At 66.8% G+C, this 25,624-nt stretch carries 28 protein-coding genes; 9 read left to right on the top strand and 19 right to left on the bottom strand.

The annotated features are described in order from the left end of the window. Positions 1 to 2 precede the first annotated feature (2 nt). From QZ951_RS01390 to QZ951_RS01365, 6 genes are all read right to left on the bottom strand, one after another. Positions 3 to 392 carry a hypothetical protein gene (locus tag QZ951_RS01390; RefSeq protein ID WP_292997759.1) on the bottom strand — a complete coding sequence of 130 codons (390 nt, stop codon included), beginning with the start codon at positions 390 to 392 and terminating at the stop codon, positions 3 to 5. Between the two features lies 1 nt (position 393). Next, the gene (gene infA / locus QZ951_RS01385; RefSeq protein ID WP_022977766.1) at positions 394 to 612 is read right to left on the bottom strand and encodes a translation initiation factor IF-1; all 219 of its coding nucleotides are present in this window, start codon (positions 610 to 612) and stop codon (positions 394 to 396) included. Between the two features lie 115 nt (positions 613 to 727). Then, positions 728 to 1,447, bottom strand: coding sequence for an arginyltransferase (locus QZ951_RS01380; RefSeq protein WP_292997754.1), 720 nt, complete (start codon positions 1,445 to 1,447; stop codon positions 728 to 730). Between the two features lie 34 nt (positions 1,448 to 1,481). After that, positions 1,482 to 2,258 (bottom strand): leucyl/phenylalanyl-tRNA--protein transferase, encoded by a 777-nt coding sequence (aat, locus tag QZ951_RS01375; RefSeq protein ID WP_292997752.1) that lies wholly within the window; start codon positions 2,256 to 2,258, stop codon positions 1,482 to 1,484. An 8-nt stretch (positions 2,259 to 2,266) separates the two neighbouring features. Continuing rightward, a complete protein-coding gene (locus QZ951_RS01370) occupies positions 2,267 to 3,439 on the bottom strand; it encodes a GNAT family N-acetyltransferase (RefSeq protein WP_292997750.1) in 1,173 nt (390 codons plus the stop codon). A 62-nt stretch (positions 3,440 to 3,501) separates the two neighbouring features. Further along, a complete protein-coding gene (locus tag QZ951_RS01365) occupies positions 3,502 to 3,834 on the bottom strand; it encodes a hypothetical protein (protein ID WP_292997748.1) in 333 nt (110 codons plus the stop codon). A 222-nt stretch (positions 3,835 to 4,056) separates the two neighbouring features. On the opposite strand from QZ951_RS01365, the gene QZ951_RS01360 reads away from it, so the two are divergent. From QZ951_RS01360 to QZ951_RS01320, 9 genes are all read left to right on the top strand, one after another. Then, positions 4,057 to 6,678, top strand: coding sequence for a DNA translocase FtsK 4TM domain-containing protein (locus tag QZ951_RS01360; protein WP_292997746.1), 2,622 nt, complete (start codon positions 4,057 to 4,059; stop codon positions 6,676 to 6,678). 194 nt (positions 6,679 to 6,872) lie between these two features. Beyond that, positions 6,873 to 7,457, top strand: coding sequence for an SRPBCC family protein (locus QZ951_RS01355; protein WP_292997744.1), 585 nt, complete (start codon positions 6,873 to 6,875; stop codon positions 7,455 to 7,457). Between the two features lie 169 nt (positions 7,458 to 7,626). Next, positions 7,627 to 8,331, top strand: a complete 705-nt coding sequence (lolA, locus tag QZ951_RS01350; protein WP_292997742.1) for an outer membrane lipoprotein chaperone LolA — start codon at positions 7,627 to 7,629, stop codon at positions 8,329 to 8,331. 231 nt (positions 8,332 to 8,562) lie between these two features. Next, the gene (locus QZ951_RS01345) at positions 8,563 to 9,864 is read left to right on the top strand and encodes a replication-associated recombination protein A (RefSeq protein ID WP_292997740.1); all 1,302 of its coding nucleotides are present in this window, start codon (positions 8,563 to 8,565) and stop codon (positions 9,862 to 9,864) included. Positions 9,865 to 9,919: 55 nt separating this feature from the next. After that, positions 9,920 to 10,129: a type II toxin-antitoxin system VapB family antitoxin gene (locus tag QZ951_RS01340; RefSeq protein WP_292997738.1), complete on the top strand. Its 210-nt coding sequence runs from the start codon at positions 9,920 to 9,922 to the stop codon at positions 10,127 to 10,129. A gap of 105 nt (positions 10,130 to 10,234) precedes the next feature. Then, positions 10,235 to 10,486: a hypothetical protein gene (locus QZ951_RS01335; RefSeq protein ID WP_292997736.1), complete on the top strand. Its 252-nt coding sequence runs from the start codon at positions 10,235 to 10,237 to the stop codon at positions 10,484 to 10,486. A 57-nt stretch (positions 10,487 to 10,543) separates the two neighbouring features. Beyond that, a complete protein-coding gene (gene crcB / locus QZ951_RS01330) occupies positions 10,544 to 10,927 on the top strand; it encodes a fluoride efflux transporter CrcB (RefSeq protein ID WP_292997734.1) in 384 nt (127 codons plus the stop codon). 99 nt (positions 10,928 to 11,026) lie between these two features. Then, the gene (gene serS, locus QZ951_RS01325) at positions 11,027 to 12,310 is read left to right on the top strand and encodes a serine--tRNA ligase (protein ID WP_292997732.1); all 1,284 of its coding nucleotides are present in this window, start codon (positions 11,027 to 11,029) and stop codon (positions 12,308 to 12,310) included. Next, complete coding sequence (locus tag QZ951_RS01320) at positions 12,303 to 13,175, top strand: putative RNA methyltransferase (protein WP_292997730.1); 873 nt, start codon at positions 12,303 to 12,305, stop codon at positions 13,173 to 13,175. The genes serS and QZ951_RS01320 overlap by 8 nt, the downstream gene beginning before the upstream one ends. A gap of 9 nt (positions 13,176 to 13,184) precedes the next feature. On the opposite strand, the gene QZ951_RS01315 is transcribed toward QZ951_RS01320, so the two are convergent. The 13 genes from QZ951_RS01315 to cysB all read right to left on the bottom strand — a co-directional run bounded on the left by QZ951_RS01315 (position 13,185) and on the right by cysB (position 25,624). Next, positions 13,185 to 14,666, bottom strand: coding sequence for a S41 family peptidase (locus QZ951_RS01315; protein ID WP_292997728.1), 1,482 nt, complete (start codon positions 14,664 to 14,666; stop codon positions 13,185 to 13,187). A 112-nt stretch (positions 14,667 to 14,778) separates the two neighbouring features. Continuing rightward, positions 14,779 to 15,936: an AraC family transcriptional regulator gene (locus QZ951_RS01310; RefSeq protein WP_292997726.1), complete on the bottom strand. Its 1,158-nt coding sequence runs from the start codon at positions 15,934 to 15,936 to the stop codon at positions 14,779 to 14,781. 28 nt (positions 15,937 to 15,964) lie between these two features. Beyond that, positions 15,965 to 17,392, bottom strand: a complete 1,428-nt coding sequence (locus tag QZ951_RS01305; RefSeq protein ID WP_292997724.1) for a patatin-like phospholipase family protein — start codon at positions 17,390 to 17,392, stop codon at positions 15,965 to 15,967. 106 nt (positions 17,393 to 17,498) lie between these two features. After that, the gene (locus tag QZ951_RS01300) at positions 17,499 to 18,395 is read right to left on the bottom strand and encodes a carbon-nitrogen hydrolase family protein (RefSeq protein WP_292997722.1); all 897 of its coding nucleotides are present in this window, start codon (positions 18,393 to 18,395) and stop codon (positions 17,499 to 17,501) included. Next, entirely contained in the window at positions 18,392 to 18,997 is a 606-nt protein-coding gene (locus QZ951_RS01295; RefSeq protein WP_292997720.1) for a GNAT family N-acetyltransferase, read from the bottom strand. Before QZ951_RS01295 ends, QZ951_RS01300 begins: the two co-directional genes overlap by 4 nt. Positions 18,998 to 19,237: 240 nt before the next feature. Next, positions 19,238 to 19,648: a ketosteroid isomerase-related protein gene (locus QZ951_RS01290; RefSeq protein WP_292997718.1), complete on the bottom strand. Its 411-nt coding sequence runs from the start codon at positions 19,646 to 19,648 to the stop codon at positions 19,238 to 19,240. 29 nt (positions 19,649 to 19,677) lie between these two features. After that, positions 19,678 to 20,109, bottom strand: coding sequence for a cyclic pyranopterin monophosphate synthase MoaC (moaC, locus tag QZ951_RS01285; protein ID WP_292997716.1), 432 nt, complete (start codon positions 20,107 to 20,109; stop codon positions 19,678 to 19,680). A gap of 163 nt (positions 20,110 to 20,272) precedes the next feature. Further along, positions 20,273 to 20,722 carry a molybdenum cofactor biosynthesis protein MoaE gene (locus QZ951_RS01280; protein ID WP_292997714.1) on the bottom strand — a complete coding sequence of 150 codons (450 nt, stop codon included), beginning with the start codon at positions 20,720 to 20,722 and terminating at the stop codon, positions 20,273 to 20,275. Positions 20,723 to 20,726: 4 nt separating this feature from the next. Beyond that, positions 20,727 to 20,972, bottom strand: a complete 246-nt coding sequence (locus tag QZ951_RS01275) for a MoaD/ThiS family protein (protein ID WP_292997712.1) — start codon at positions 20,970 to 20,972, stop codon at positions 20,727 to 20,729. Positions 20,973 to 21,183: 211 nt separating this feature from the next. Next, complete coding sequence (gene moaA, locus QZ951_RS01270) at positions 21,184 to 22,209, bottom strand: GTP 3',8-cyclase MoaA (protein WP_292997710.1); 1,026 nt, start codon at positions 22,207 to 22,209, stop codon at positions 21,184 to 21,186. 83 nt (positions 22,210 to 22,292) lie between these two features. Next, positions 22,293 to 22,793, bottom strand: a complete 501-nt coding sequence (locus QZ951_RS01265) for a DUF934 domain-containing protein (protein ID WP_292997708.1) — start codon at positions 22,791 to 22,793, stop codon at positions 22,293 to 22,295. Between the two features lie 2 nt (positions 22,794 to 22,795). Beyond that, a complete protein-coding gene (locus tag QZ951_RS01260) occupies positions 22,796 to 24,466 on the bottom strand; it encodes a nitrite/sulfite reductase (protein WP_292997706.1) in 1,671 nt (556 codons plus the stop codon). 150 nt (positions 24,467 to 24,616) lie between these two features. Next, positions 24,617 to 25,624: an HTH-type transcriptional regulator CysB gene (gene cysB / locus QZ951_RS01255; protein WP_292997704.1), complete on the bottom strand. Its 1,008-nt coding sequence runs from the start codon at positions 25,622 to 25,624 to the stop codon at positions 24,617 to 24,619.

The raw sequence follows: 25,624 nt of genomic DNA, 5'->3' as shown, positions 1-25,624 counted from the left end.
GATTAGTTGACCGGCAGTTCCTGAATGAACACGCGTCGGCCGTCGCGATAGACGTGCCACCGCTCGCGGCTGCCACGGCGGCATTTCGCGAAGACTTCGTTGATGATTTTCCCGGACTTCTCGAAGCAGGATTCGATGGTCTGAGGCGGGATTTGGACGATCTCGTCGGAAGGAATCGAATCCTGCAGCGGTTGCACTATCTTTCCCGCAAGCACCGCGGGCTGCGTCAGCAACAGCCGAGTGTTCTCGATGTTGTCGCTGGTCGGGATTGCAGCGATGACACCGACTGGAGAATTGGGGTCGATGCCGGCTTCCTTGAGCCGTTCTTGTTGCTTCTGCTTGTCGCAGGCGGCCAACGAAAGGAGCAATCCCAACGTCAGCGCCCGGACCATGTCACTTGTCGCGAAACGTGATGCGACCCTTGGTCAGGTCATACGGCGTCAGCTGAACCGTGACCTTGTCACCGGTCAGGATGCGGATGTAGTTCTTGCGCATGCGCCCGGAGATATGGGCGGTGACGATATGGCCGTTTTCGAGTTTGACTCGGAACGTCGTGTTCGGAAGCGTTTCGGCGACGATGCCGGGCATTTCGATGTGATCTTCTTTTGCCATTAGGGCCACAGAGTTTGGGGAGCGGGGATTATCCGGGAAGCGCACCGGACTGGCAATGCGTTGTCAACCCCGATGCCGGGTCCAGACGCGCGGAAGCGATGGCTTCGCGCGCGGCTCAGTCGTCCGGCAGCCGCTGCCAGCCCGTGTTGCGCAACACTTCCAGCGGGTGGAAGCGCTTCTTGTAATCCATCTTCGCGCTGCCCGGCACCCAGTAGCCGAGGTAGACATGCGGCAACCCCTCGGCTTTCGCGCGCTCGACCTGCGCCAGAATCGCGTAGGTGCCGAGGCCGCGCTCGGGCGCCTGCGGCTCGAAAAATGTGTAGACCGCCGACAGCCCGCGCGGAATGCGATCGACGACCGAGACCGCCATCAGCGGCGAGTCGGCGTCCGGTCCCAGGCGGAATTCCCAGAATTCGGTTGCGCCCCAGCCGCAGGCGAGGAACTCGCGGAAGGCCTCGGCATCGTCCGGGTCCATGCCGCCATTGCGATGACGCGACGCCAGATAGCGCCGATACAGCGCGTAGTGCTCGTCGGTCAGTCGGGTCGAAATCGTCAGGTTCAGATCGAGATTGCGCCGGGCGCAGCGGCGCTGCGCACGATCCGGCACGAATTCGTCGGCGACGATCCGGGCCGACTGGCAGGCACGGCAGTTCAGGCACATCGGCCGGTAGGCGTAGTCGCCGCTGCGGCGGAAGCCCTGATCGAGCAGGGCGCCGTACAGCGCCGGCTCCAGCGGGAACGCCGGGTCGACGAAGGCGCTGCAGGCGTGGCGCTCCGGCAGATAGCCGCAGGCGTGGGCGCTTCCCATCAGCAGGCGGAGGCTTTGCATGCTCATGAAGGAATTCGATGCAAGAACGATGCGCGAGGAATCACTGCGTCTCCCGCGCCGCGACGGCGCGATGCGGCCCGCTCAGATGGGTGTCGCCATCCGGCACCGGAATCTCATAGCGCCAGTGGCCGCTGCGGCCCGGATGCTGGAGCGCGGCACGCAGGCGCTGCAGGAAGCGCTCGCGCGGAATCTCGACCGCGCCGAGCGTCTTGAGATGCTGTGATGCGATCTGGCAGTCGATCAGCTCGTAATCCCAGGCCTTCAGCTGCTGGCACAGCCAGTACAGGGCGAGCTTGGAACTGTCGGTCTCGGTCGAGAACATCGATTCGCCGAAGAACGCGCGGCCGAGCGCGACGCCGTACAGCCCGCCGATCAGGCGACCGTCTCGCCAGACTTCCGCCGAATGAGCGTGGCCGGCTTCTCGCAGTTCGACATACGCGCGTTTCATGTCGGCACCGAGCCAGGTGCCGTGGCTGCCGCGCCGGGTGGCGGTGCAGCCTTCGAGCACGTCACCGAACGCGCGATCGAGGCTGACCGCGTAATCCGGCTTGCGGATGCGCTTCTCCAGCGAGTGCGACACGTGGAAATCGCCCGGCGCGAGCACCGCGCGAGGGTCCGGGCACCACCACAGGATCGGCTCGTTCGGGTTGTACCACGGGAAGATTCCGCCGGAGTACGCCCGCACCAGACGTGCGACCGACAGGTCCCCGCCGATCGCGAGCAGGCCGTTCGGATCGCGCATCGCGCGGTTCGGGGCCGGGAATGGCTGGTTCGGATCACGCGGATCGAGCCAGTGCAGGCGGACGGGATTATCCATGTCGCGGTTCAGCCATCGTTGGCGGCGGGCGTCGTGCCCGCCACGCGCTTGTACGGGGAATGTTCGTCGAGCAGGGCCTCGCGCTGGCCGACGTACTCGCGCTCGCGTTCCAGATGATCGGCCACCGCCTCGAACAGCCGCGGCTCGGCCAGCCAGTGCATCGAACGGGTGATCGTCGGCACGAAGCCGCGCGACAGCTTGTGCTCGCCCTGGGCGCCGGCATCGAAATGTCGCAGTCCCCTTGCGATGCAGTAGTCGATGCCCTGGTAGTAGCAGGTCTCGAAATGGAGGCTGTGGTAGTGGTCGGCCGCGCCCCAGTGACGCCCGTACAGCGTATCGCCACCCTCCAGCGTGATCGCGACTGCCACCATCGTCGTGCCCTCCCAAGCGAGCACGAGTCTAACCGGCGTATTCGGCTGTCGTCCGTAGTCGAGAAAGAATTCTGTCGTCAGATAGGGCGCCTGTCCTCGTTCGGCGTAGGTGTTCGCATACAGCGCGTAGACCCGGTGCCACTCGGCCTCGCTCAGGGCATCGCCCGGACGGACCTCGAAGCGGATGCCGGCTTCCGCCACGCGGCGCCGCTCGCGCAGGATCTTCTTGCGCTTGTCGCTGGTGAATGTCGCCACGAACGCCGTGAAATCGGCGTAGCCCGCGCGGCCATCCGCAGCCGGCGCGTTGTACCAGTGGAACTGCACGTCGTTGCGTTCGACCATGCCGGCATCGCGATACGCGGCAAAGTCGGCCTCATCCAGAAACAGCGCGTGAAAGCCGGACAGGCCGGACGCCTTGGCGACCGACGGCAGGCGCGCCGCGAGCTGGCGCCGGGCGGCGTCGTCACGCGCGCCGAGCCGCGGACCACTGCACGGCGTGAACGGAATCGCGTTGATCAGCTTCGGGTAGTACGGCCGGCCGATGCGGCGGCTGGCATCGGCCCACGCGAAGTCGAAGACGAATTCGCCGTACGAGTGCCCCTTGGCGTACATCGGCGCGATCGCGGCGATGCCTTCGTCATCCGACAGCACGGTGTGACATGGCGACCAGCCAATCTCGGGTCCGACACAGCCGTGTTCTTCCAGCGCGACAACGAAGGCGTGACGGGTGAACGGATAGCTGGCGGGAAACAGCGCATCCCAGATATCGGCTGACAGCGCCGAGGCGCGTTCGAGGTGTCGGACGCGCATGCGCGAAACGGGACTCCGGTGCAGGTGATCCGGGGGCGATCCCGGCGGTCAGCAGCGAACGATCAGTGGAACGTCAGCGCGGCGACTTCCGCGCCGCGCAGCGCCCACTGCACGCAGGTGTCGTGCTCGAAGCGCGAGATCTTCTCGTCCTCGGACGGCGGAGCCGCTTCGGCCAGCCGACCTTCGGCGTCGAACTTGATCGCGGCACCGGCCGTCTGAATCTTCAGTTCGGTCGCGGCTTCGTCATCCCACGAGACCTGCAGGTAGCGGACGCGGCGCTCGGCGAACTCCGGAAGACGGTTCGAGCCGGCCGCGATCAGCGCGGCTTCCTCCGGCGAGAACTCGCGGATCTCGCCACTGGGTGCCAGCACGTAATGACGAACTTCCATCGACATGGCCTTGCTCCCGAATTGAATTCCTGATGATCGAAGAATGAGCCTTTGCCGACCGTTTTCAAGAGACGAAACGTACAAGTGGTGGCCGGTGCCGGCTGGCCGAGCGACGGCCGGTTGGCGCGGGAGCCGCTGATATACTCGGCCGACCTCGCAAGCCCCGCCACCGTGCCCTCGATCGCTCGATTCTTCAGCTTCGGAAGCAAGAAACAAGCCGCCAAACCGTTGACACGGAAGGGGGCTGCCAGCGCGACCGCCGCCGATGCCACGTGGATCGAACGACTGCCGAATGAGGCCGTCCTGCTGGGCTGCGCCGGCCTTGCCCTGTTCCTGCTGGTCGCGCTGGTCAGCTTCCATCCGGATGATCCGGGCTGGTCGTCGTCCGGCGTCGGCGGCGATACCCGCAATCTGGCCGGTGCGGCCGGCGCCTGGCTGGCAAACGCGCTGCTGAGCGGCGTCGGCTACGTTGCGTTCCTGTCGCCTTGGGCGGTGATGTGGCTCGGCCTGCGCGCGTTCCAGGGCTTTTCCGCGCCGCTGCATCTGCCGATCGGCGTGCGTGCCACCGCCTGGTTCATCGCCGCGCTGTCTCTGGCCGGACTTGCCGCGCTGTACGGGGGCGACGCCAGCCGCTGGCTGCCGCAGGGCGGCGGCGGCATCGCCGGCAGCCTGTTCGGCAGCGGCCTGAAGAGCGTGCTGAATCCGGTTGGCGCGACCCTGGTGCTGCTGACCCTGTTCGTCACCGCGCTGCCGCTGGCGATGATCTTTTCGTGGATGACCGTGCTCGATTTCGTCGGGGGCCATTCGTTGAAGCTGTGGGAGCGCTGGCAGGCCAGCCGCACGGTCATCGCCGAATCGGTGATCGGCGACGAAGTGGACACCACGCTCGACGAACCGGTGGTCAAGGAGCCACGCCGCCGCCGGAACCGGGTCGAGCCGTCGCTCGACACGCCGGAACTCGACCTCGCCGTGCCCGAACCGGTCAGCGCCGCGCGCGCGATGCCGACGCTCGGCGAAACGCCGCCGACGCTGGCCGAGGCCGATGCGCGCGCCGAAGCGATTGCCAGCTTCGCGCCGGATGACGACGAGGACCTGCCGTCGGCAGCCGAACGTCCGGCGGTGCCGATGGCTGTCGTGCAAGCCGACGCCGCGATGCTGGACGCCGACGCTGCTCCGCCGTGGGCTTCGGACATCAGGTTCGAACCTGAAGCCGAGCCGTACGTCGAGCCGGCCCCGACTCCCGCGCCGGTGCCGGCCACGGTCGCGACCATGATGCCGCCGCCGAACGCGCCGAAGCCGAAGAAGCTGGCCAAGCCCGATGCCGTGCCGATGCCGGCCTACAACGGCGATCCGCTGCCGCCGCTGTATCTGCTCGACCCGCCGAAGCCGGGCGGGCGTCGCTACACGCCGGAAGAGATCGATCGCCTGTCGCGCGAGCTGGAACGGCATCTGGCCAGTTTCGGCGTCAAGGGCGAAGTGGTCGATGCCATGCCGGGCCCGGTGATCACGCGCTTCGAGCTGCAGCCGGCGTCCGGCGTGAAGGGGTCGCAGATCACCAACCTGTCGCGCGATCTGGCACGCGTGATGTCGGTGGCATCGGTCCGGGTGGTCGAGGTGATCGAAGGCAAGAGCGTGATCGGCCTCGAAATTCCGAACCAGAAGCGCGAGATGGTCAGCCTGTCGGAGATTCTCGCGTCGTCGTCGTACACCAGCGGGTCCTCGCCGCTGACGATGGGCATGGGCAAGGACATCGCCGGCCATCCACTGGCGGTCGATCTGGCGAAGATGCCGCATCTGCTCGTGGCCGGCACCACCGGCTCCGGCAAGTCGGTGGCGATCAACGCGATGATCCTGTCGATGCTGTTCAAGTCGACGGCAGAGCAGCTGCGCCTGATCCTGATCGACCCGAAGATGCTGGAGCTGTCGGTTTACGAGGGCATTCCGCACCTGCTGACGCCGGTCGTCACCGACATGAAGGACGCCGCGAACGCGCTGCGCTGGTGCGTGGCGGAAATGGAGCGGCGCTATCGGCTGATGTCCGCGCTCGGCGTGCGCAACCTCGCCGGCATGAACAAGAAGGTGCTCGACGCGATCGAAAGCGGCGAGCCGATCGTCGATCCGCTGTCGGCTGTGCCGGACCTGTTCGCCGACACCGACCTGGTCGGCGCTCCGGACCCGCTGACCTTGGAGCCGCTGCCGCACATCGTCATCATCATCGACGAGCTGGCCGACATGATGATGGTCGTCGGCAAGAAGGTGGAGGAGCTGATCGCCCGCATCGCGCAGAAGGCGCGTGCCGCCGGCATCCACCTGATCGTCGCCACGCAGCGCCCGAGCGTCGATGTCATCACCGGCCTGATCAAGGCCAACATCCCGAGCCGCGTCGCGTTCCAGGTCGCCAGCCGCATCGACAGCCGCACGATCCTCGACGAGATGGGCGCGGAAACGCTGCTCGGCCATGGCGACATGCTGTATCGCCCGATCGGTGCCTCGCGCATCCAGCGTCTGCACGGCGCGTTCGTCGATGACCACGAAGTGCACAAGGTCGTGGCGTACCTGAAGCAGGTCGGCGAGCCGAACTACCTGCCGGAGATTCTCGCCGGCGAACCCGAACAGCGCGAAGCGCCGGATCCGTCGGCCGCGGAAGCCGAATCCGATCCGCTGTACGACAAGGCCGTCGCCGTGGTGCTGGAAACGCGCAAGGCCAGTGTCTCGTGGGTGCAGCGGCGGCTGTCGATCGGCTACAACCGCGCGGCGCGGATGGTCGAACAGATGGAAGCGGCCGGCATCGTCGGGCCAAGCGGGCCCGGCGGCAATCGCGAGATTCTGGCGCCGGGCGGTCGCGATTAGCCCGTCCTTCGGGTCTGGCGCGCCTTCCATCGATAGTCCGATTGCGCCGCTTGCCTTTCGCGGGCCCGCGCGCTGTGTCAAATTACGCCGCGTTTCGGCTCCCCGGGGCCGAAAAAAGACGCCGCCGGGCGATCACGGTCGTCGATCGCTGGCCCCAACATCACTGCAAAACGTCCCCGAGAGGAACACTGTCCATGAAGTCCATCTACGCCGCTGCTGCCATTTCTCTGGTTTCGATCGTCGCCGTCGGCTGCAAGCCGGCCCCGGCTCCGGAAGCCGCCCCGGCTGCGCCGGCTGAAGCTGCCCCGGCTGCCGAAGCTGCTCCGGCTGCCGCCGCCGAGCTGTCGGTCTCGAAGTCGATCACGATCGCCGCCACCGCCGACGCCGTCTGGGCCAAGACCAAGGACTTCAATGGCCTCGGCACCTGGCACCCGGCCATCGCCAAGTCGGAAATCGTCGAAGGCACCAACAACACCGTCGGCGCCGTGCGCGTGCTGACGCTGGCCGGCGAAACCCCGGCCACGATCAAGGAAAAGCTGACGGCCCTCGATGACGCCGCCAAGACCTTCTCGTACGAAATCCTCGAAGGCCCGCTGCCGGTCGCCGGCTACTCGTCGACCTTCGCCGTGGCCGCCGATGCCGATGGCAAGTCGGCCACTGTGACCTGGTCGAGCAAGTTCAAGGCGAACGGCGCCGATGACGCGACCGCGACCACCGCGATCGAAGGCGTGTACACCTCGGGTCTCGACAACCTGAAGAAGCTGCTCGAAACGAAGTAAGCCTTCGTTTCCCGTTCCACTGCAGCACGAGAAAAGGCCCTTCGGGGCCTTTTTTCTTGGGTGTCGATCGGCGATCGAAGCGCATCGGGCTGCCGGCCGGTTCAGCAGGGCCTCAGCATCCCGGCGATAATTTGAAGCCCCGAATCGACAAGGACTGCACGCTCCGCCCATGGTCAAGACGCTGTCATCGCTGCTGCTGGTCTCGCTCGCGCTGCTGTCCGGCACGGCCCGTGCCGAGTCGATTCAGGACGCGCTGAAGCGCTTCGTCGATGGCGTGCAGACCTTCGATGCCGCCTTCGAGCAGGTCCAGACCGACGAGCGCGGCAAGGTCACCGGGCGCTCCAACGGCAGCTTTCTGCTGTCGCGGCCACCGCCGGGTGCCAAGGCTTCGGACGTCGGCCGTTTCCGCTGGGCCTACGTCAAGCCGTACGAGCAGTTGTCGATCTGCGATGGCAGCAAGCTGTGGGCTTATGACCCGGACCTCAATCAGGTGACCGTCCGCAATGCCCGCACGGCACTGGCCGGCACGCCGGCGGCGCTGCTGTCGCAGCGCGGCGGCCTGACCGAGGCCTTCATCGTCCAGGACGGCGGCAGCGACAGCGCCGGCAATGCCGACTGGCGCGTCGTACGCCTGCTGCCGAAGGCGAAGGACGGCGATTTCAAGCTGATCGAACTGACGCTCGACAAGTCCGGCGCACCGCAGAAGATGCGCTTCGAAGACCCGATCGGCGGCTCGTCCGTGGTGCAGTTCAGTGCCACGAAGACCAATCAGCCGATCGACGCGAAGCAGTTCCAGTTCACGCCGCCGAAGGGTACCGAAGTGGTCGATGGCGACAGCGCGCCGCAGGCTGGGGCGACGGTCGACAAGCACTGAGTCGGCCACGCGCCGCCCCCTTCAACCTCGTCATTCCCGCGAGGGCGGGAATCCAGCGCTTGCTTCCATCGCTTGACGCTTACGCGCGATACGGCGGTTCATGGATTCCCGCTTTCGCGGGAATGACGGATTCGGCGGGCGGCATTTCATGAGGGGTCTCGCCGCGAAACGCGGCGATCCGCAACGCCGGCGCCCGCGCGATGATTCACCGACAACGGCGATAATCCCGTGATGAACGCTCACGCGCCATTGGCCGAACGCATGCGCCCGCGCACGCTCGACGAAGTCGTCGGGCAGGAACACGTGCTAGGCCCCGGTTCGCCGCTGCGCATCGCGATGGAATCCGGCCGGATTCCGTCGATCGTGTTCTGGGGCCCGCCCGGGGTCGGCAAGACCACGCTGGCGCGGATGATCGCGAACCACTCGGATGCACAGTTCCTGACGCTGTCGGCGGTCATGGCCGGCGTGAAGGACATACGCGAGGCGATGGTCAACGCGCAGATGGAGCGCAACGCCAAGCCGCCGCGCCGTACGGTGCTGTTCATCGATGAAATCCATCGCTTCAACAAGAGCCAGCAGGATGCGCTGCTGCCGTATGTCGAGGACGGCACCGTCACGCTGATCGGTGCCACTACCGAAAACCCGAGCTTCGAGCTGAACGGCGCACTGCTCAGCCGGTTGCGCGTGTTCGTGCTGCGTTCGCTCGATGAAGCCGCGATCCGCGGCCTGCTGCTGCGGGCGCTGACCGACACCGAGCGCGGCATGGGGCAGGCGGCCGATGCCATTCCCGAAAGCTGGCTGTCGCGCATCGCCGACTCGGCCGACGGCGACGCGCGACGGGCGCTGATCCTGCTCGAAACCGCGGTCGAACTGAGCCGCGCCGCGGGTGACAAGAACGATGCACTGCTCGACAAGCTGATCGGCAAGGGCCTGCGCCGCTTCGACAAGCAGGGCGAGAACTTCTACGACCAGATCAGCGCGCTGCACAAATCCGTGCGTGGCAGCGATCCGGACGCTGCGCTGTACTGGTTCGCGCGCATGCTCGATGGCGGCGTCGACGGCGCCTACATCGCCCGCCGCGTGCTACGGATGAGCGTCGAGGACATCGGCCTCGCCGATCCCCGCGCGCAGGCCATGTGCATCGCCGCGTGGGACACGTACGAGCGCCTCGGCAGCCCGGAAGGCGAACTGGCGCTGGCGCAGGCAGTGGTCTATCTGGCGGTGGCGCCGAAGAGCAACTCGGTCTATCGGGCGTACAAGAACGTGCGCGCGGCGGTCGAAAAGCACGGTTCGCTCGACGTGCCGCTGCACATTCGCAATGCCCCAACCAAGCTGATGAAGAACCTCGGCTATGGCGATGGCTACCGCTACGACCACGACGAGGACGGCGGCGTCGCCGAAGGCCAGCAGTTCCTGCCGGACGCGCTGCTCGGCACCGAGTTCTACAGCCCGAAGCCGCGAGGTCTGGAGATCAAGATCGGCGAGCGGCTGGCGCAGTTGCGGGCGGTGGCGCGGCAGAAGCCGACGCGCTGACGGCACACCATCGCTCGTTCATGATTTGCTGACCCCAACCTGCAGGTGAGATTCGATGCGAATCCGGCTCGAAATCGATGACAGCTTGATGCGCGATGCGATGTCCGTGACCGGAGCACTCAGTCGCAAGCAGGCCATTGAAGATGGCCTGCGCATGCTGATCCGAGCCCATCATCAGCAGGAACTGCGCAAATTGCGCGGCTCCATCGCGTGGGACGGTCATGGTGAGGACAGCCGGCAATGGCCGCGGCAGCCCGCTGATTAACGGTTGAAGATTTCCTGATTCGGCTCTGGATGCTGGCACAAAACTCAGCAGATTCAATGCCTAGGCTTTAGCGAGCGTGTTCGAAATGAGGAGGTTGGGCCTAGGATGAACGCGGAAGTGAAATCGGCACCACGCATCAGCTATTTGGTCGCGAGCGATGTTGGCTCCAGAGACGGCATCGGCCTCGAAACCTATGTCGACGAATGTTGCGTCATGGAAATATTCCGGGACGACTCGGAGCGTCGTACTTACATGACCGTTTTCGCGAAAGACGTCGATCTCGCGACGGTAGAAGCGTCCATCCTGATGTTCAAGGACTCCATCAATGAAAACTCGATGGCGCACGAACATGAGTGATCACTGGCGCGAGATGGGCTTGCTGCCTTGCACCCATGGTGCAGAAGTCCACATCCCATGAACCTCATCACGATCCTGACGGTCGCCGCCGGCGGCGCGCTCGGGTCGGTGGCGCGCTATGTCGCAAGTACGCTGCTGCGTGCCGCAGCGCCCGGCTTTCCATGGGGCACCTTGCTGGTCAATGTCGTCGGCGGCTTGGCGATGGGCGCGATCACGGCCTATGCGCTGGCGAAGCCGGGGGCATTGTCGGACCCGCTGCGGCTCGGCCTGACCACCGGCATCCTCGGCGGCTTCACCACGTTCTCGGCGTTTTCGGTCGAGACGATGCTGCTGTGGCGCGATGGCGCGGCTGCGGCGGCGTTTGCGAACATCGCGGCGAATGTCGTGTTGAGCCTCGCGGCCTGCGCGATCGGCCTGTGGCTCGGACGCCAAGTCGGCTGACATCCCGGCCGACGGCTCGGCGGATCAGTCAACACGCCGGGCGGGGCGCTGCCCCTGCGCCGCTATACTTCGCGGCACTTTTCGCCCGGAATTTCTTCGATGCTGGATCCCAAGCGCCTTCGTACCGATGCCGCCGCGATCGCCGCGCAGCTTGCGCGCCGCGGTTACGTGTTCGATCTCGACCGCTTCAACGCGCTGGAAGCGCGGCGCAAGCAGTTGCAGACCGAAACCGAGAACCTGCAGGCCGAGCGCAACAGCGGCTCCAAGCGCATCGGTCAGGCGAAGGCCAAGGGCGAGGACGTTGCGCCGATCCTGGCCGACATGGACCGGATCAAGACCCAGCTCGCAAGCAACGAAACGGCGCTGACCGCGCTGCAGACCGAGTTCGAGGAACTCACCAGCGGCCTGCCGAATGTTCCGCACGCGTCGGTGCCGGACGGCAAGAGCGAAGACGACAACGTCGAAATCCGCCGCTGGGGCACGCCGCGGGCCAGCGAGGGTGCGAAGGATCACGCCGATCTTGGCGAGGCGATCGGCCTGATGGATTTCGCCGCCGCCGCCAAGCTCACCGGCGCGCGCTTTACGGTACTGCGCGGCGGGCTGGCCCGGCTGCACCGGGCAATCGGCCAGTTCATGCTTGATGTCCACGTCAACGAGCATGGCTACGAAGAGCTGTACGTGCCGTTCATCGTCAATGCCGCGAGCTTTCGCGGCACCGGCCAGATGCCGAAGTTCGGCGATGACCTGTTCTGGCTGACCAACGTGCCGGGCGACGGCGCGCAGTGGGGCCTGATTCCGACGGCCGAAGTGCCGGTGACCAACCTGCTGCGCGACGAGATTCTCGACGCCGCGAACTTGCCGAAGAAGTGGGTGGCGCATACGCCGTGCTTTCGCGCCGAGGCCGGCTCGGCCGGGCGCGACACCAAGGGCATGATCCGCCAGCATCAGTTCGAGAAGGTCGAGCTGGTGATGGCGACGACGCCGGACGCCTCGTACGCCGCGCACGAGGAACTGACCGCGCACGCCGAAAACATCCTGAAGAAGCTCGAACTGCCGTATCGCACCGTCGTGCTGTGCACCGGCGACATGGGTGCCAACGCGGCCAAGACCTACGACATCGAGGTCTGGCTGCCGAGCCAGAACCGCTATCGCGAGATCAGCTCCTGCTCGAACTTCGAGGATTTCCAGGCTCGCCGCATGCTCGCGCGTTACCGCCATCCGGAAACCAAGAAGACCGAGCTGCTGCACACTCTGAACGGCTCCGGGCTTGCGGTCGGCCGCACGCTGGTCGCGATTCTCGAGAACTACCAGAACGCCGACGGCTCGATCACCGTGCCGACCGCGCTGCGCAGCTACCTCGGCGGCCTCGAACGCATTGGCTGAGTCCGCGCACGACGCGCCCAGCGTGCTGACCCCGCGGCTGACCATCGTCTGCCCGCTGTGCCAGCAGGCGCTGGATCGCGCGCCGAAGACCTGGACCTGCCCGAACCGGCACAGCTTCGATGTTGCCCGCGAGGGCTACATCAACCTGCTGCCGGTGCAGCAGAAGGCCAGCAAGGACCCGGGCGACAGTGCCGAGTCGCTGGCCGCGCGCCGCGCCTTTCTCAACGCCGGTCACTACCAGCCACTGCGGTCCGCCGTGCTCGCGATGCTGAAGCCATTGCGCGCGGAAACCCTGCTCGACATCGGCTGCGGCGAAGGCTGGTACACCAGCGCCTTCCCGGACATCGCCAGCGACATCATCGGTCTGGACATCGCCAAGCCGGCGGTGCGGATGGCGGCCAAGGCCTACGCGCCGATTGCCTGCCCGGAGATCACGTGGATCGTCGGCAGTGGCGCGGCGCTGCCGGTGGAGGAAGCGTCGCTCGACGTCATCACCTGCCTGTTCACGCAGCTGCATGTCGACGAGATGCACCGCGCGCTGCGCGTCGGCGGCCACGTGCTGGTGGTGACACCGGCGCCGGATCATCTGTGGTCGCTGCGCGCCGGCTTGTTCGACGACGTGCAGCCGCATGCGCCGGACAAGTTCATCGCCAGTTTCGGCGAGCGCTTCGACCGGGTCGACCGGGTCGACGTCCGCGCCGAACTGGCGCTGACCGGCGACCAGCTGCGCGCGCTGCTCGCGATGACGCCCTACGTCTGGAAGGCGAAGCCCGAGCGCCGCGCCGCGCTCGAACGCCGCGCGGCATTGGCCACGAACGCGGCGTTCTCGCTGCTGCTGTTCCGCAAGCGTCTCGGCGACGGCTAGCCCGACGGCTCAGCGCGCGGCGTCTGCCAGCCAGGCCCGGGCGGCTTCCATGTCGACATCGCGCCCGGCGCGGGCGGCGTCGAAATCCTCCGGCACGTCGAGGTCCGGCACGATGCCGATGTCCGGCTGATCGCTCGTCGGGCGCCAGCTGATCAGCGGGATGTCGACCGCCACACCTGAAGCCGGCAGGGTCAGCCAGGCCAGTTCGCCGCCGTTCAGGCCGCGGCGATTGCCGCCGGTGGTGCGACCGATCAGATGCGCCGCGCCGCTGTCGCGCAGGTCGCGCGCGATGATGTAGCCGGCGGAACTCATCTGCGGGCCGGTCAGCGCGACTGTCGGCACCTTGCCGGCGGCGACCAAGCCCGGAATCGGCTGGATCACTTCTGCGGGCTCGACGCGGTTGTCGGCGCGGTACCAGCGCTCGGCCAGCTTCGTGACCTGCCCGGTGCGGTCGAAGTAGTCGTAGTCCCAGGTGTCGAAGTAGCGCGACAAGGTGTACGGCATGCGCTCGTAGCGGACGTACGGCACCGCAGCCGGCTTGGTGTACGGCGCCTTGATCAGGTGCGCGAGCACGGTGTCGCCGATCGTGTCGCTGCCGCCTTCGTTGTTGCGCAGGTCCAGCACCAGCCCGCGCACGCGGCCGGAATCGACTTCGGCGAACGCGCGATCGATGGCGGCCTTCCAGTCGAACGGGTCATTCCAGAACGCGAAGGTCGGCATCGTCAGCACGGCGATGCCGTCGGCATCGACCCGGAACGCCCAGTCGTCGCGGCGGGGCTGGATGCCGCGCCTGGCCAATAGCGCGTCGCGCGCGGTGACGCTCGTCGCGGCCACCGTCACGACGCGGGATTTGCCCGATAGATTTGCGACTTGCAGCGTGTACCGGCCGTTGACCGGCGCGTGCAGCAGTGGCAACAGCCGATCGAGCGCGCCGCCGTTGCTGTCGGTATCGAGTTGCGCCAGCCGCTTGCCGTCGCTGCTGCCGTCGGCGCGCAGGTACGGCAGCATCTCGGCGGTCAGTGCCGTCATCGCGCGGCCTTCGATGGACAGCAGTTCGTCGCCGGCCTTGATCCGCGGATCGCTGCTGGCCGTTACCAGATAGCGCCCGGCCACGCGCTTCAGCCATAGCGGCAGCTTGTCGGCGGCGCCGAACACCGCGGCCTGCACGTCGCCGCGCTGGTTCAGCGGATTGGTCCAGGTGTGGCCGCAGCGGACGAAGGCGGCGAGCCGGCTGGCGATCAAGACCATCTGGCCCTGCGTCGCGCCGTTCGCGACCTCGGCCTGCGCGCGGGCGAATTCGGCTTCGAGCGCGTCGAGCGTCACGTACCGGTCGTTGCCCGGATGAATCTCGACCAGGGCCTTGCGCAGGATGCGCAGGTCGCGCTGGGCATCGGCGGCCGTCAGCGGCTTGGCGTGTGGTTGGCTTGGAAGCGGCGCGGCAAGGGCCGTGGTGACGGTCAGCAGGGCGGCAGCGAGCAGGGCGCGAATCATTGCAGGGTGTCCGGGTTCGGAAAGGTGCCCCAGCGTCGCCTGCGGCCCTCGAACCGGCGTCCTGAAAGCGGGAAACCGGCGTGAAATTCGGGAATTGGGACGCCGAGGGCGCTCAGCCGCGGGCTTTTTCGCGAAAACGGGACGGCGTTTCGCCGGTTTGCGCCTTGAATACCCGGTTGAAGCTCGACTTCGAGCTGAAGCCGGCGGCGAACGCGATCTCCAGCAGGTCGCGCGTGTCGGAGGGGTCCGCCAGTTGCGCCTGCACGGCCTCGACCCGCAGGCGGTTGATCCCGTCATTGAAGCTGACACCCAGCCCGTCATTGAACGCGCGGGACAGGTAGGCGGTGTTGGTGCCGAGATGCCGCGCCAGCCGCTCGACGTTCAGCTCGGGATCGCGCCACCAGCCGGCGTCGCGAGTCTTCGCGTACCAGCGTGCGCCGTCGGCGGACCAGTCGCGGCTGGCGGCTTCGGGTGGCTCGGCCGCAGCCGGCGGCTCGGGCTTCGACGATGCCGGCGCGGCTTCGGCGAGATCATCCGGCACCGGGTAGCGCAGTTCGGCGTTGCGCCAGCCTTCGAGCCCGAGCGCGCAGACCAGTGCCGCCATCAGCACGTACAGCGGGTAGCGGTCGAAGTAGTTGAAATCGAGCAGCGTGCCGATCAGGTCGTACGGCATCCAGACGAACACGAGCATGCCGAGCGCGATCAGCACGTTGCGCTGGGCGGTCAGGCGGAATTCCTCGCGGTTGCTGACATGGTCGGCGAGCCAGCGCTGGTAGCGGCGGTGCACGCGCCAGGCCAGCACCAGGTAGATCGCCATGCCGCCGAACGCGAGCACGTTTTCGATCGGGCTGATGATCGGGGAATGGATGCGCGTATCCCAGTCGTCCTTGAATGGCAGCGGCTGCACGAAGATCACCGTCGTGTAGACGATCTTCACGGCGACCGGCAGCAGATGCCAGCCCCAGCCGGGCGGCAGGCGGGACGAGGTCTGCCGCAGCACGTGCAGGTACAACAGCGGGCCGATCGCCAGCGCCCAGCCGAACGGCGCGAAACTCAGGCCTGGATAGGCGTCGTAGAAGCCGGCGAAGCCGATCACGTACGGCATCAGCAGCAGCACCAGCACGAGGATCAGTGCCGCCAGCAGCCGGTTCGCGCTGCGGTTGCGCCGCGTGCCGAGCAGCAGCAGCGCCACCACCAGCCCGAACAGCGCGCCCAGCCCGAGCGTGGTGCTCCACGGCCCGAAGCGGATGCTCGGGTCGAGGCCGATCACGCGGCGGCGCGTCCGGCGTTGCCGCGCGTCACGGCACCCATTCGATCGGTTCGAGCGCTTTCAGCAGGAACGGCATCATCACGTCGGCCTGATTCCAGCCCCACTGGAACGCAAGGTCGAAATCGCTGGCCGACGGCAGCAGATTGACCGGCGACAGCGTCGGTTCGAAGCGCATCAGCCAGTCGAAGTACGGGCGCTGCGACGGCAGCTGCAGCTGCACCGCCTGCGTCACCGGCCACAGCCACAGGTGGCGGGCATCGAACTGCGGGTGGAAGCAGTCCAGCGCCAGATAGAACGCGTTGCGGGTGCCGATGCGGCCGCCGTGCACGCCTTCCCAGGCGATGCGCGCCGGCACGTTCGCCGCGACGCCGCCATCGGCGAACAGCGCCACGTCGTGCTGCTGGCGCAGGTCGGCGAGGATGCTGTCGCTGATCGCGTCGCGCTGGCGCGGCTCGTACTGCAGCACCGCCGGAATCGCCGCCGACAGGCCGACGGCATCGATCACGCGCAGGTCGCGCGTCGCGTCGTCGCGGCCGAGCACGATCGCTTTCACGACTCGCGGGTTGAAGAAGGTGCCGACCAGCAGCATGCGTTCGGTCACCAGCCGCGACAGGCGCCGGCCGCGGATGCGCGCACCGATCAGCTCGCGCATCGTCGCCGGCATGTGGTCGTAGATGCTCTTGCGGACGCCGGCGATCACCGCCTCGTACGGAATCTCGAGATCCCTGATCCGCAGCGGCGTGCCGTCCGGGTGGCTCATCGTGCGCTGCATGCCGGACAGGTGCAGGCGCATCAGGCCCGGCAGCGTGTGCGCGGCACCGACGTGCGTCGGCGCGAAGATGTCCCGCGTCTTCAGCGACTTGGCCCAGTCGAGCACGGCGTCGATGTCGAGCTGGCGGGAGCGGGTCAGGAAGGCACCGATCAGGGCGCCGATCGAGGCACCGACCAGATAGTCCGAGGCCTTGCCCTCGGCCCGGAGCCGCGCCGCCGCGCCGATGTAGACATAGCCGGCGCCGCCACCGCCGCCGGCGATCGTGACCAGCGCCTTGCGGCCGACTTCGGCATCGAGCTCGGCTTCGGAGAAATCGTTCTGGTGCCGCCGCAGCAGGGTGCGCCGGGACGACACCAGCGACGGATACAGCGCGCGCAGCGCTTCGAGCGCGCCACCAAGCCGCGCATCCGGCTTGTCCTCGCGCCGCAGCGGCTTGAACAGATGGGCCAGCACCTGCTCGCGCAGCGGGGCGATGATGTCCTGCGCCAGTTCGACATCGGCGCGGCGCGGGCTGCCGTCGACGCCGCCGGGCGCGAACACGTGCAGCCGGGCGAAGCTCAGCAGATAGCGCAGCTGGCTGTATTCGCGATGGACGAGAAAGCTCGGCAGCGCCAGCACCGCGCGCACCAGCGACATTTCCATCCGCTGCAGGGTCAGCAGCTGCTTGTGGGTGGGGGTGGTCATGCAGGTGGGAGGCGGGAAGAGAGGGGCGAGTGGCGACGAGCGATCCGCAGACGCGCTTCAGTTTAGGCGGCGTGATCGACCCTGTGATCCAGCTGCGAACGCTGGGCTACAGCCGGACGGTGCTCACGGCGACGTGCTCGGTCTCCGGCCAGTGCCGGAACGGCCGCACTGCGCCGTGTTCTCGCACGTCGGCGACCCTGGCCGGGTCGATCTCGGCGTAGAGCCACAGCGGCTCGTTCAGCGGGCCGAGGGCGATCACGCCGTCGTCCGGAAAGCCGCGATCCGGCGGGCCGTAGACGCCGGCGCTGCCGATGTTGACGTCGACTGCCGGCGACCACGCCGCTTCACCCACGATCGGCGACTGGATCACGTAGCACTGGTTTTCCAGCGCCCGCGCCTGCGCGCCGACCTTGACCCGGTAGTACCCGGCCAGCGTGTCGGTGCAGCTCGGCACGAGAATGATTTCCGCGCCGGCTTCGCACTGCGCACGCGCCTGCAGCGGGAATTCCGAGTCGTAGCAGATGTTGATCGCGATCTTGCCGAGCGCGGTGTCGAACACTTTCAGCGGCGGGCAGGACGCGATGTTCCACTGCTCGCGCTCGAAGCGCGTCATCACCGACTTGTCCTGATAGTCCGCCGTGCCGTCCGGCGCGCAGAACCACGCGCGGTTGACGGTGCGGCCGTCGTCGAGCGTCCACGGATAGCTGCCGGCGACGATGTAGACGCGGTGCCTCTGCGCCAACGCGACATGCAGATCCTTCCAGGCGTCGCGATGCCGCTGCATCGCTGCGATCTGGCCATGCAGGTCCGAGCGCGTGGCGGCATCGAGATGCGCCAGCGACATCGAGCCGTATTCCGGGAACACCAGCAGCTTCGCGCCGCGGCCCACCGCTTCGATCACCCAGCGCGTGACCAGCGCTTCGACATCGTCCCAGGCGCCGGGCGAGAACACCGGAAACTGGGCCGCCGCCACCGTGAACACGCGGCTCGGCGTGATGCTCATGACGTGGCGTCCGGCAGGCGACGGAGCCAGAACGTCATCGGCTTCGCGGTGTTCTCGGTTTCGCCGATATCCGGCCACGAGAACGTGGTGACGATTTCCGGCGCCTTGACGTAGCCGCGCTTGCCCCAGAAGCGATCGTTCGGCACGTAGGCGGCGGGCCTGGCCGGATGATCGTCCGGCCGCTGCACGGCGCAGAACGCGCAGACCTTCAGGCCCAGCGCCGCCGCATGCGCTTCGCGCAGTTCGAAGAACTTCACGCCCAACCCGTGGCCGCGATATTCGGGCAGCAACACGGACTCGCCGAAGTAGTCGATCTCGTCGATCGCATGACCGCCGGCAATGAACGGTGCCTGTGCCTCGGCCCCGGCATCGGCCAGCGGCAGCACGGTCGAGGCGCCGATGCAGCGATCACCATCCCAAACCAGGATCGCGAGGCTGCGCGGGCAGTTCACGTACAGATCGAGGTAATGCGCCTCGTACGCGCGCGAGCCTTCGTACAGGTACGGGAACGCGCGGAACACGTTGATCCTCACGTCGGCCAGCGCGTCGATCTGGCGCGCGATCTCGCTGCCGCGGAGTTGTTCGATTCTGAGTTCAGGCATCGGGCCGTGCGCTCGTGATTGCTTGAAAAGCAACGTCAAAAGTTCAACGCAAAGTCGCAAAGAACAGCCAAGAGGAGAACGGCAAAGAGAGGGACAGCGAAAGCCTTTTGCCGAAGCGCGGTACGGCCCGCGCGTCGACTTTCAGCTTTATCGACAATTTTCTTTGCGTCCTTTCTTTTCCCTTTGCGCCTCCGCGTTTAACGGTTGCCGTTGCTGTTTCTCAACGCAAAGATGTGGCTCTCAGGCCCCGACCTGCTTCAACCAGTCATTCAGGTTGTAGTAGTTGGTGACGCGGGCGACCTTGCCGTCGCGAATGTCGAAGAAGGCCCCGGCCGGCAGGCGATAGGTCTGGCCGTTCGCTTCCGGCAGGCCTTCGTCGGTCTTCAGGTACTTGCCGAGCACGAGGAATTCGACTGCCGCGCGCGAGCCGTCGAGATTGACGTTGATCGAGATGTCGACGATCTCCTCGGAGTACGAGCGGTTCATCTTGTCCATGAACTTGCCGAACGCCTCCTTGCCGATTTCGCGGCCGCCCTGGTTGACGTCGTGGATGACGTCGTCGGTCAGCAGGCCGAGAAACGTCGGCCAGTCGCGGCGGTTGAAGGCGCCGTAGTAGTCGGCGAGGAGCTTGCGGGTGGCGTCAACGGACATGGTCATGATCCTGGTGGGGGAGGCGCGCGTCAGGCGCGCAGGAAATCGCCGGACTTGCCGCCGGTCTTCTTCAGCAGCAGCACATCGCGGATGCGCAGGTCGGTGCCGGCATGCGGCTTCAGCATGTCGTACAGGCACAGGGACGCCACGCTCGCGGCGGTGAGCGCTTCCATCTCGATGCCGGTGCGGGCGTGGGTCGCCACTTCGACCAGCACCGTGACGCTGGAAGCGCCGAAGGTGTACGTGAGATCAAGCCGCTCGACCGGAATCGGATGGCACAGCGGCAGCAGTTCCCAGGTGCGCTTGGCGGCCAGAATGCCGGCGGCGCGGGAAATCTCGAGCGCATCGCCCTTGTCCAGCGTGCGGTCCTTCAGGCGCTGCAGCACATCCGGCGGCACGTCGACCACCGCCTGCGCCACGGCCACGCGCAGGGTCACTTCCTTGGGGCTGACGTCTCTCATGGGGCTTTCAGCGAATTCAAAAGGTGGGTGTCAGGCGAAGACCGGGGACGACGGTCACTTCCGGCGTCATCCCCGCGAAGGCGGGAATCCACGGTGCGCGCGGTACCGAAGTCGGCAAGACTGGATCCCCGCCTGCGCGGGGACGACGGGACCTTGGCGACACTCACAGCGATTCCACCGGCTGGATCGGCACGCCTTCGAGAAAGCGCGCCTCGCCGTCGAGATAGTGTTCTTCCTTCCAGATCGGCACGGCCGATTTGATTGCGTCGATGGTCCAGCGGCAGGCCTCGAAGCCTTCGGCGCGATGGCCGCCGCGGATCACGACGATGACGCTGATCTCGCCGATCTCGAGCTTGCCGACCGCATGCGCCACGAGCGCGCTGACCCCGAAGCGCGCTTCCGCCGCGGCTTCGATTTCGCGCAGCCGCGCTTCCGCAAGCGCGCGATGGGCGTGGTAGGTCATGCTGCCGACGGCATGGCCTTCGTGCGTGTTGCGGACGGTGCCGGCGAACACGTTCAGCGCGCCGGCAGTGGCCGGCTGCGGTTCGGCGAGCCAGTCGGCGAGGTTCAGCGCACCGTCGCGCAGGCGCGGTCGGGACCGGAGTTCGCTCATCGCATCAACCGGCGCTGACCGGCGGAATCAGCGCGATCACGTCGCCATCGGCCAGCGGCGCGGTCGGCGAGGCGATGGCGTCACCGCTGGCAATCGCCACGTTGCTGCGACGGGCCGCGAAATCCGGAAAGCGGTCGGCGAGGGCATCGAGCGCGTCATTGCCGGTGGCGCCGGTCGCGAGGTCCAGCGTGATCGCGTCCGATCCGCACCAGCGCGCGCTGGCGCCGTAGCACTCGACGGTGATGCGCATCGCTTACCCGGCCCTCGCGCCAGCGCTCGGGCGTTCGCCGATGCAGCGATCGGTGATGGCAAAGCGCATGGCGTGTCCGGCCCTCGCGCCAGCGCTCGGGCGTTCGCCGATGCAGCGATCGGTGATGGCAAAGCGCATGGCGTGTCCGGCCCTCGCGCCAGCGCTCGGGCGTTCGCCGATGCAGCAATCAGTGATTGCAAAGCGCATCGGCTCACCCACCCAACGAGTTCATCGCGATCGGCCGATCCGAATAGCCCGGATTGGCTGCGTAGCCGGCGTCCTTGTTCCAGACCGTGGTGCGGATCAGCTGCGCGAGCGCCGCATCGTCGGCGCCGCGGCGCATCGGATCGCGCAGGCTGATGCCGGTCTTCGAGAACAGGCACGGGTACAGCGAGCCGTCGGCGGTGATCCGCAGGCGGTCGCAGCTGGCGCAGAACGGGTTGCTGACGGTGGCGATGATGCCGACGTCGTTTTTCTGGGCATTGCCGTCGTCGAGTTCGTAGTACGCCGCGGGATCGTTCGAGCGCGGCAGCGCATGGACGGCGAATTCGGTGCGCAGCGCGGCCAGGATGTCGGCCTGCGGCACGACTCTTTCGCGCGTCCATTCGCCACGGCCGTCGAGCGGCATGAATTCGATGTAGCGCAACGGCAACCGTTCGCGCGCGGCGTAACGGGCCAGCGGCAGGATTTCGCCTTCGTTGATGCCGCGGATGATCACCGCGTTCAGCTTGATCGGGATGCCGGCGTCGCGGGCGGCGGGAATGCCGGCGAGCACCGGCTTGATCGAACGGCCACCGGAAAGCTTCGCGAAGATCGTCGGGTCGATCGCATCGAGGCTGATGTTCAGGTCATCGACGCCGGCAGTTTTCAGCCCGGCGGCGCGCTTTTCGAGCAGTGCGGCATTGGTCGTCAGGCTGATCCGTTCGAGCCCGAACGCGCGCAGCGCCTGCGCGTCTTCGATGATGCCTTCGAGGTCACGCCGCAGCAGCGGCTCGCCACCGGTCAGGCGCAGCCGGTTCACGCCGAGTTCGGCGACGAACAGCATCAGGATGCGCGACAGCTCCGGGCGGCTCAGGCGATCGGCCCGTTCCATGAATTCCGGGGTTTCCGGCATGCAGTACGGGCAGCGGAAATTGCAGCGATCCGTCAGCGAAATCCGCAGCTTGCGCTTGATGCGGCCGAACCGATCGTGGATCGGGGCCGGAGGCGTGGCGGTCGGGCGGGGCAGCAAGGTCATCCGCCATTATACGGCTTGCCATCGGCGTGATGGCAGCGCGCGCTTATGCTGCTTTCAGCCGATGGGCGCGCACTTGATGCGCGTCACTGCCCGCTGCGGCGGCGCTGGACGAAGATCGGCGTCACCGCGTCGGCGGCCTGCTGGTAGGGCACGGTGAATTCGTGGACCGCGGCCAGACACGCGGCCGGGTCCTGACCTTCGCGCAGTTCGAAGCTGGTGAAGCCGCAGCGCGCCATGAAGCCGATCTGATCGCGGACCACGGCCTTGCCGGTGGCGCGCAGTTCGCCGCGGAACTGGAAGCGCTCCGCCAGCAGGCGCGCCTGCGAGTAGGCGCGGCCATCGGGGAACGCCGGAAACTCGAGCGCGATCAGCGGCCGGTCGGCCAGGGTTGGCAGCACGGCGGCGACATCGACCGTGTTCGGCACCTGCACGCCGATGGTCAGGCCGGACGCGGCCAGCGTGGCGTGATCCTGCTGCCAGCGGGCGAGGCTGACGATGACCTTGCCGGACGCCGGCAACGGCGCGTCATCGGCCAGCCGCGCATAGTCGTCGGCATCGAGCTGCAGGTTGCGAATCAGGGTCATGCTCATGCCTCCGCCGCGACCTGCGCGTACAGCCGGGTCTTGAACGGCGTCATGCCGACGCGGCGATAGCAGGCGACGAAGCTTTCGTCCTCGTTCGCGCGCTCGTCGAGATAGGTTTCGATCAGGTTCTGCACGGCGTCGGCGATGTCGGCACGCGAGACACTCGGCCCGGTGCGGTCGCCGAGGCTGGCATCGTTGCTGGACGAACCGCCGAGCGTGATCTGATACCACTCCTCGCCTTTCTTGTCGACGCCGAGGATGCCGATATTGCCGACGCTGTGATGACCGCAGCCGTTCATGCAGCCGGACATGTTCAGCTTCATCTCGCCGATGTCGTACTGGTCATCGAGGCTTTCGAACCGTTCGAAGATTTCCTCGGCAACGGCGATCGAGCTGGCGTTGCTCAGGCTGCAGAAATCGAGACCCGGGCAGCAGATCACGTCGGTCAGCAGACCGATGTTCGGCGTGGCCAACTGGATCGCGTCGAGCGCCTGCCAGACCGCGAACAGGTCCTTCTGCTGCACGTCGGCAAACACCAGATTCTGGGTGTGGGTGACGCGGGCCTCGCCGAACGAATAGCGGTCGGCCAGATCGGCGACGGCATCGAACTGGTCGGCGGTGATGTCGCCGGGCGCCACGCCCTTGGCCTTCAGCGACGCGAACACGGCGAAGTAGCCCGGCACGCGGTGAGCCTTGATGTTGCGGCGCGCCCAGGCCGCGAACGCCGGGTGGCTCGCCAGATGCTGCGAGTAGCTCGGGTCGTCGGCGGCGTCGCTCGCGTAGGTCGGCTGCGCGAAGTGCTTCTTGACGCGATCGAGGTCGGCCTGCGTCAGCTTCAGATAGCCGTCCTTGATCTGCGCCCATTCGGCTTCGACCAGTTCCGCGAACTTGGCCGGGCCGGTTTCCTTGACCAGGATCTTGATCCGCGCCTTGTAGATGTTGTCGCGACGGCCGAGGCGGTTGTAGACGCGCAGCACCGCTTCGCAATAGCTCAGCAGGTCGGCTTCCGGCAGGAAGTCGCGGATCTTGACGCCGATGATCGGGGTGCGGCCGAGGCCGCCGCCGACATACATCGTGTAGCCGAGTTCGCCGGCTTCGTTGCGGACGATGTGGACGCCGATGTCGTGCACGCGCGTCGCGGCGCGGTCGGTGGTCGACGAGCTGATCGCGATCTTGAACTTGCGCGGCAGCCAGTTGAATTCGGGATGCAAGGTCGCCCACTGGCGCGCGATCTCGCAGTACGGACGCGGGTCGACCAGTTCGTCGGCAGCCACGCCGGCGAGGTGATCCGAGGTGAAGTTGCGGATGCAGTTGCCGCTGGTCTGGATCGCGTGCATCTGCACGGTCGCGAGGTCGGCGAGGATGTCCGGCACCGATTCGATCGTCGGCCAGTTGAACTGCACGTTCTGGCGCGTCGTCAGGTGGGCGTAGCCCTTGTCGTACTTGCGGGCGATGTGGCCGAGCATGCGCAGCTGCTTGGAGGCCAGCAGGCCGTACGGCACGGCGACGCGCAGCATCGGCGCGAAACGCTGCACGTACAGGCCATTGCGCAGCCGCAGCATGCGGTATTCGTCATCCGGCAGCTGGCCGGCGAGGAAGCGCTGGGTCTGGTCGCGGAACTGGGCAACGCGCTCGTCGACCAGCTTCTGATCGTATTCGTCGTACTGATACATGAACGTCCACCCTCAGGCCGCCCGTGGCTGGCGGGTGCGCACTGTAATTGCAGTGAACCGGAATATCCTAATAACTTTCCGGAAAACACTGTGCTTTCCGGAGCTTGGATGCCGTTCGCCGGGCGACTGCGAGGCCCGGCGCGGATTCCGTCACAGCAGATGCAGGCGGGCGATCAGCTCGTGCACGCGGCGCTGGCGGGCCTCGGCGTCGGTGATCTCGCTGACTTCGTCGATCAGCTCGCGCGTCAGGTGCGGTGCGAACTGACCGATGAAATCGTACATGTAGCCGCGCAGGAACATGCCCTGCCGGAAGCCGACGTGCGTGGTGCTCGGCTCGAACAGGTGATCGGCCGGCAGGTGCACCAGATCGGCGTCGAGCTTCTCGTCCCAGGCCATCGACGCGACGATGCCGATGCCCAGACCGAGCCGGACATAGGTCTTGATCACGTCGGCGTCGACCGCGGTCAGCACCACGTCCGGGCGCAGGCCATGGGCGGCGAAGGCCTGATCGAGCTTCGAGCGGCCGGTGAAGCCGAAGGTGTAGGTGATGACCGGGTGCTCGGCGATGTCGGCGAGGCTCATCTTCGGGCTGCCGGCCGGCGCGCCGGGGCCGAACTTCTTGGCCAGCGGATGATCCGGCAGCACCAGCACGCTGCGGTTCCAGTGGTAGCACGGCAGCATCACCAGCTGGTCGAAATGCTCCAGCGCTTCGGTCGCGATCGCGAAATCGGCCGTGCCTTCGACCGCCATCTTCGCGATCTGCTGCGGGCTGCCCTGATGCAGGTGCAGCGCCACCTGCGGGTAGACCGTCCGGAACTTGTGGATCACCGCCGGCAGCGCGTAGCGCGCCTGGGTATGGGTGGTTGCCACGCTGAGGTCGCCCTTGTCGGTCTGGCGGAACTCCTCGGCGATGTTGCGGATGTTGTCCGCCTCCAGCAGCAGGCGGCGGGTGTACTCGAGGATGCGCTTGCCTGCGGGGGTGATCTCGGCGATGTGCTTGCCGTTGCGGATGAAGATGTCGACGCCGAGCTCTTCCTCGAGCAGACGCACCTGCTTCGACACGCCGGGCTGCGAGGTGAACATCGCATCGGCGGCCGCGGTGACATTGAGGCCGCGCTTGGCGACTTCCTGGATGTAGTGCAATTGGCGAAGTTTCAT

The organism is Nevskia sp. (assembly GCF_021732705.1).
Classification (GTDB): domain Bacteria; phylum Pseudomonadota; class Gammaproteobacteria; order Nevskiales; family Nevskiaceae; genus Nevskia.
This window is presented reverse-complemented; position numbering and strand designations above follow the sequence as displayed.

Bases quoted from the DNA above. Each gene is read 5' to 3' on its own strand.
- QZ951_RS01390 (WP_292997759.1), bottom strand. From the start codon at position 392: ATGGTCCGGGCGCTGACGTTGGGATTGCTCCTTTCGTTGGCCGCCTGC.
- infA (WP_022977766.1), bottom strand. From the start codon at position 612: ATGGCAAAAGAAGATCACATCGAAATGCCCGGCATCGTCGCCGAAACG.
- QZ951_RS01380 (WP_292997754.1), bottom strand. From the start codon at position 1,447: ATGAGCATGCAAAGCCTCCGCCTGCTGATGGGAAGCGCCCACGCCTGC.
- aat (WP_292997752.1), bottom strand. From the start codon at position 2,258: ATGGATAATCCCGTCCGCCTGCACTGGCTCGATCCGCGTGATCCGAAC.
- QZ951_RS01370 (WP_292997750.1), bottom strand. From the start codon at position 3,439: ATGCGCGTCCGACACCTCGAACGCGCCTCGGCGCTGTCAGCCGATATC.
- QZ951_RS01365 (WP_292997748.1), bottom strand. From the start codon at position 3,834: ATGTCGATGGAAGTTCGTCATTACGTGCTGGCACCCAGTGGCGAGATC.
- QZ951_RS01355 (WP_292997744.1), top strand. From the start codon at position 6,873: ATGAAGTCCATCTACGCCGCTGCTGCCATTTCTCTGGTTTCGATCGTC.
- lolA (WP_292997742.1), top strand. From the start codon at position 7,627: ATGGTCAAGACGCTGTCATCGCTGCTGCTGGTCTCGCTCGCGCTGCTG.
- QZ951_RS01345 (WP_292997740.1), top strand. From the start codon at position 8,563: ATGAACGCTCACGCGCCATTGGCCGAACGCATGCGCCCGCGCACGCTC.
- QZ951_RS01340 (WP_292997738.1), top strand. From the start codon at position 9,920: ATGCGAATCCGGCTCGAAATCGATGACAGCTTGATGCGCGATGCGATG.
- QZ951_RS01335 (WP_292997736.1), top strand. From the start codon at position 10,235: ATGAACGCGGAAGTGAAATCGGCACCACGCATCAGCTATTTGGTCGCG.
- crcB (WP_292997734.1), top strand. From the start codon at position 10,544: ATGAACCTCATCACGATCCTGACGGTCGCCGCCGGCGGCGCGCTCGGG.
- serS (WP_292997732.1), top strand. From the start codon at position 11,027: ATGCTGGATCCCAAGCGCCTTCGTACCGATGCCGCCGCGATCGCCGCG.
- QZ951_RS01315 (WP_292997728.1), bottom strand. From the start codon at position 14,666: ATGATTCGCGCCCTGCTCGCTGCCGCCCTGCTGACCGTCACCACGGCC.
- QZ951_RS01305 (WP_292997724.1), bottom strand. From the start codon at position 17,392: ATGACCACCCCCACCCACAAGCAGCTGCTGACCCTGCAGCGGATGGAA.
- QZ951_RS01300 (WP_292997722.1), bottom strand. From the start codon at position 18,395: ATGAGCATCACGCCGAGCCGCGTGTTCACGGTGGCGGCGGCCCAGTTT.
- QZ951_RS01295 (WP_292997720.1), bottom strand. From the start codon at position 18,997: ATGCCTGAACTCAGAATCGAACAACTCCGCGGCAGCGAGATCGCGCGC.
- QZ951_RS01290 (WP_292997718.1), bottom strand. From the start codon at position 19,648: ATGTCCGTTGACGCCACCCGCAAGCTCCTCGCCGACTACTACGGCGCC.
- moaC (WP_292997716.1), bottom strand. From the start codon at position 20,109: ATGAGAGACGTCAGCCCCAAGGAAGTGACCCTGCGCGTGGCCGTGGCG.
- QZ951_RS01280 (WP_292997714.1), bottom strand. From the start codon at position 20,722: ATGAGCGAACTCCGGTCCCGACCGCGCCTGCGCGACGGTGCGCTGAAC.
- QZ951_RS01275 (WP_292997712.1), bottom strand. From the start codon at position 20,972: ATGCGCATCACCGTCGAGTGCTACGGCGCCAGCGCGCGCTGGTGCGGA.
- moaA (WP_292997710.1), bottom strand. From the start codon at position 22,209: ATGACCTTGCTGCCCCGCCCGACCGCCACGCCTCCGGCCCCGATCCAC.
- QZ951_RS01265 (WP_292997708.1), bottom strand. From the start codon at position 22,793: ATGACCCTGATTCGCAACCTGCAGCTCGATGCCGACGACTATGCGCGG.
- QZ951_RS01260 (WP_292997706.1), bottom strand. From the start codon at position 24,466: ATGTATCAGTACGACGAATACGATCAGAAGCTGGTCGACGAGCGCGTT.
- cysB (WP_292997704.1), bottom strand. From the start codon at position 25,624: ATGAAACTTCGCCAATTGCACTACATCCAGGAAGTCGCCAAGCGCGGC.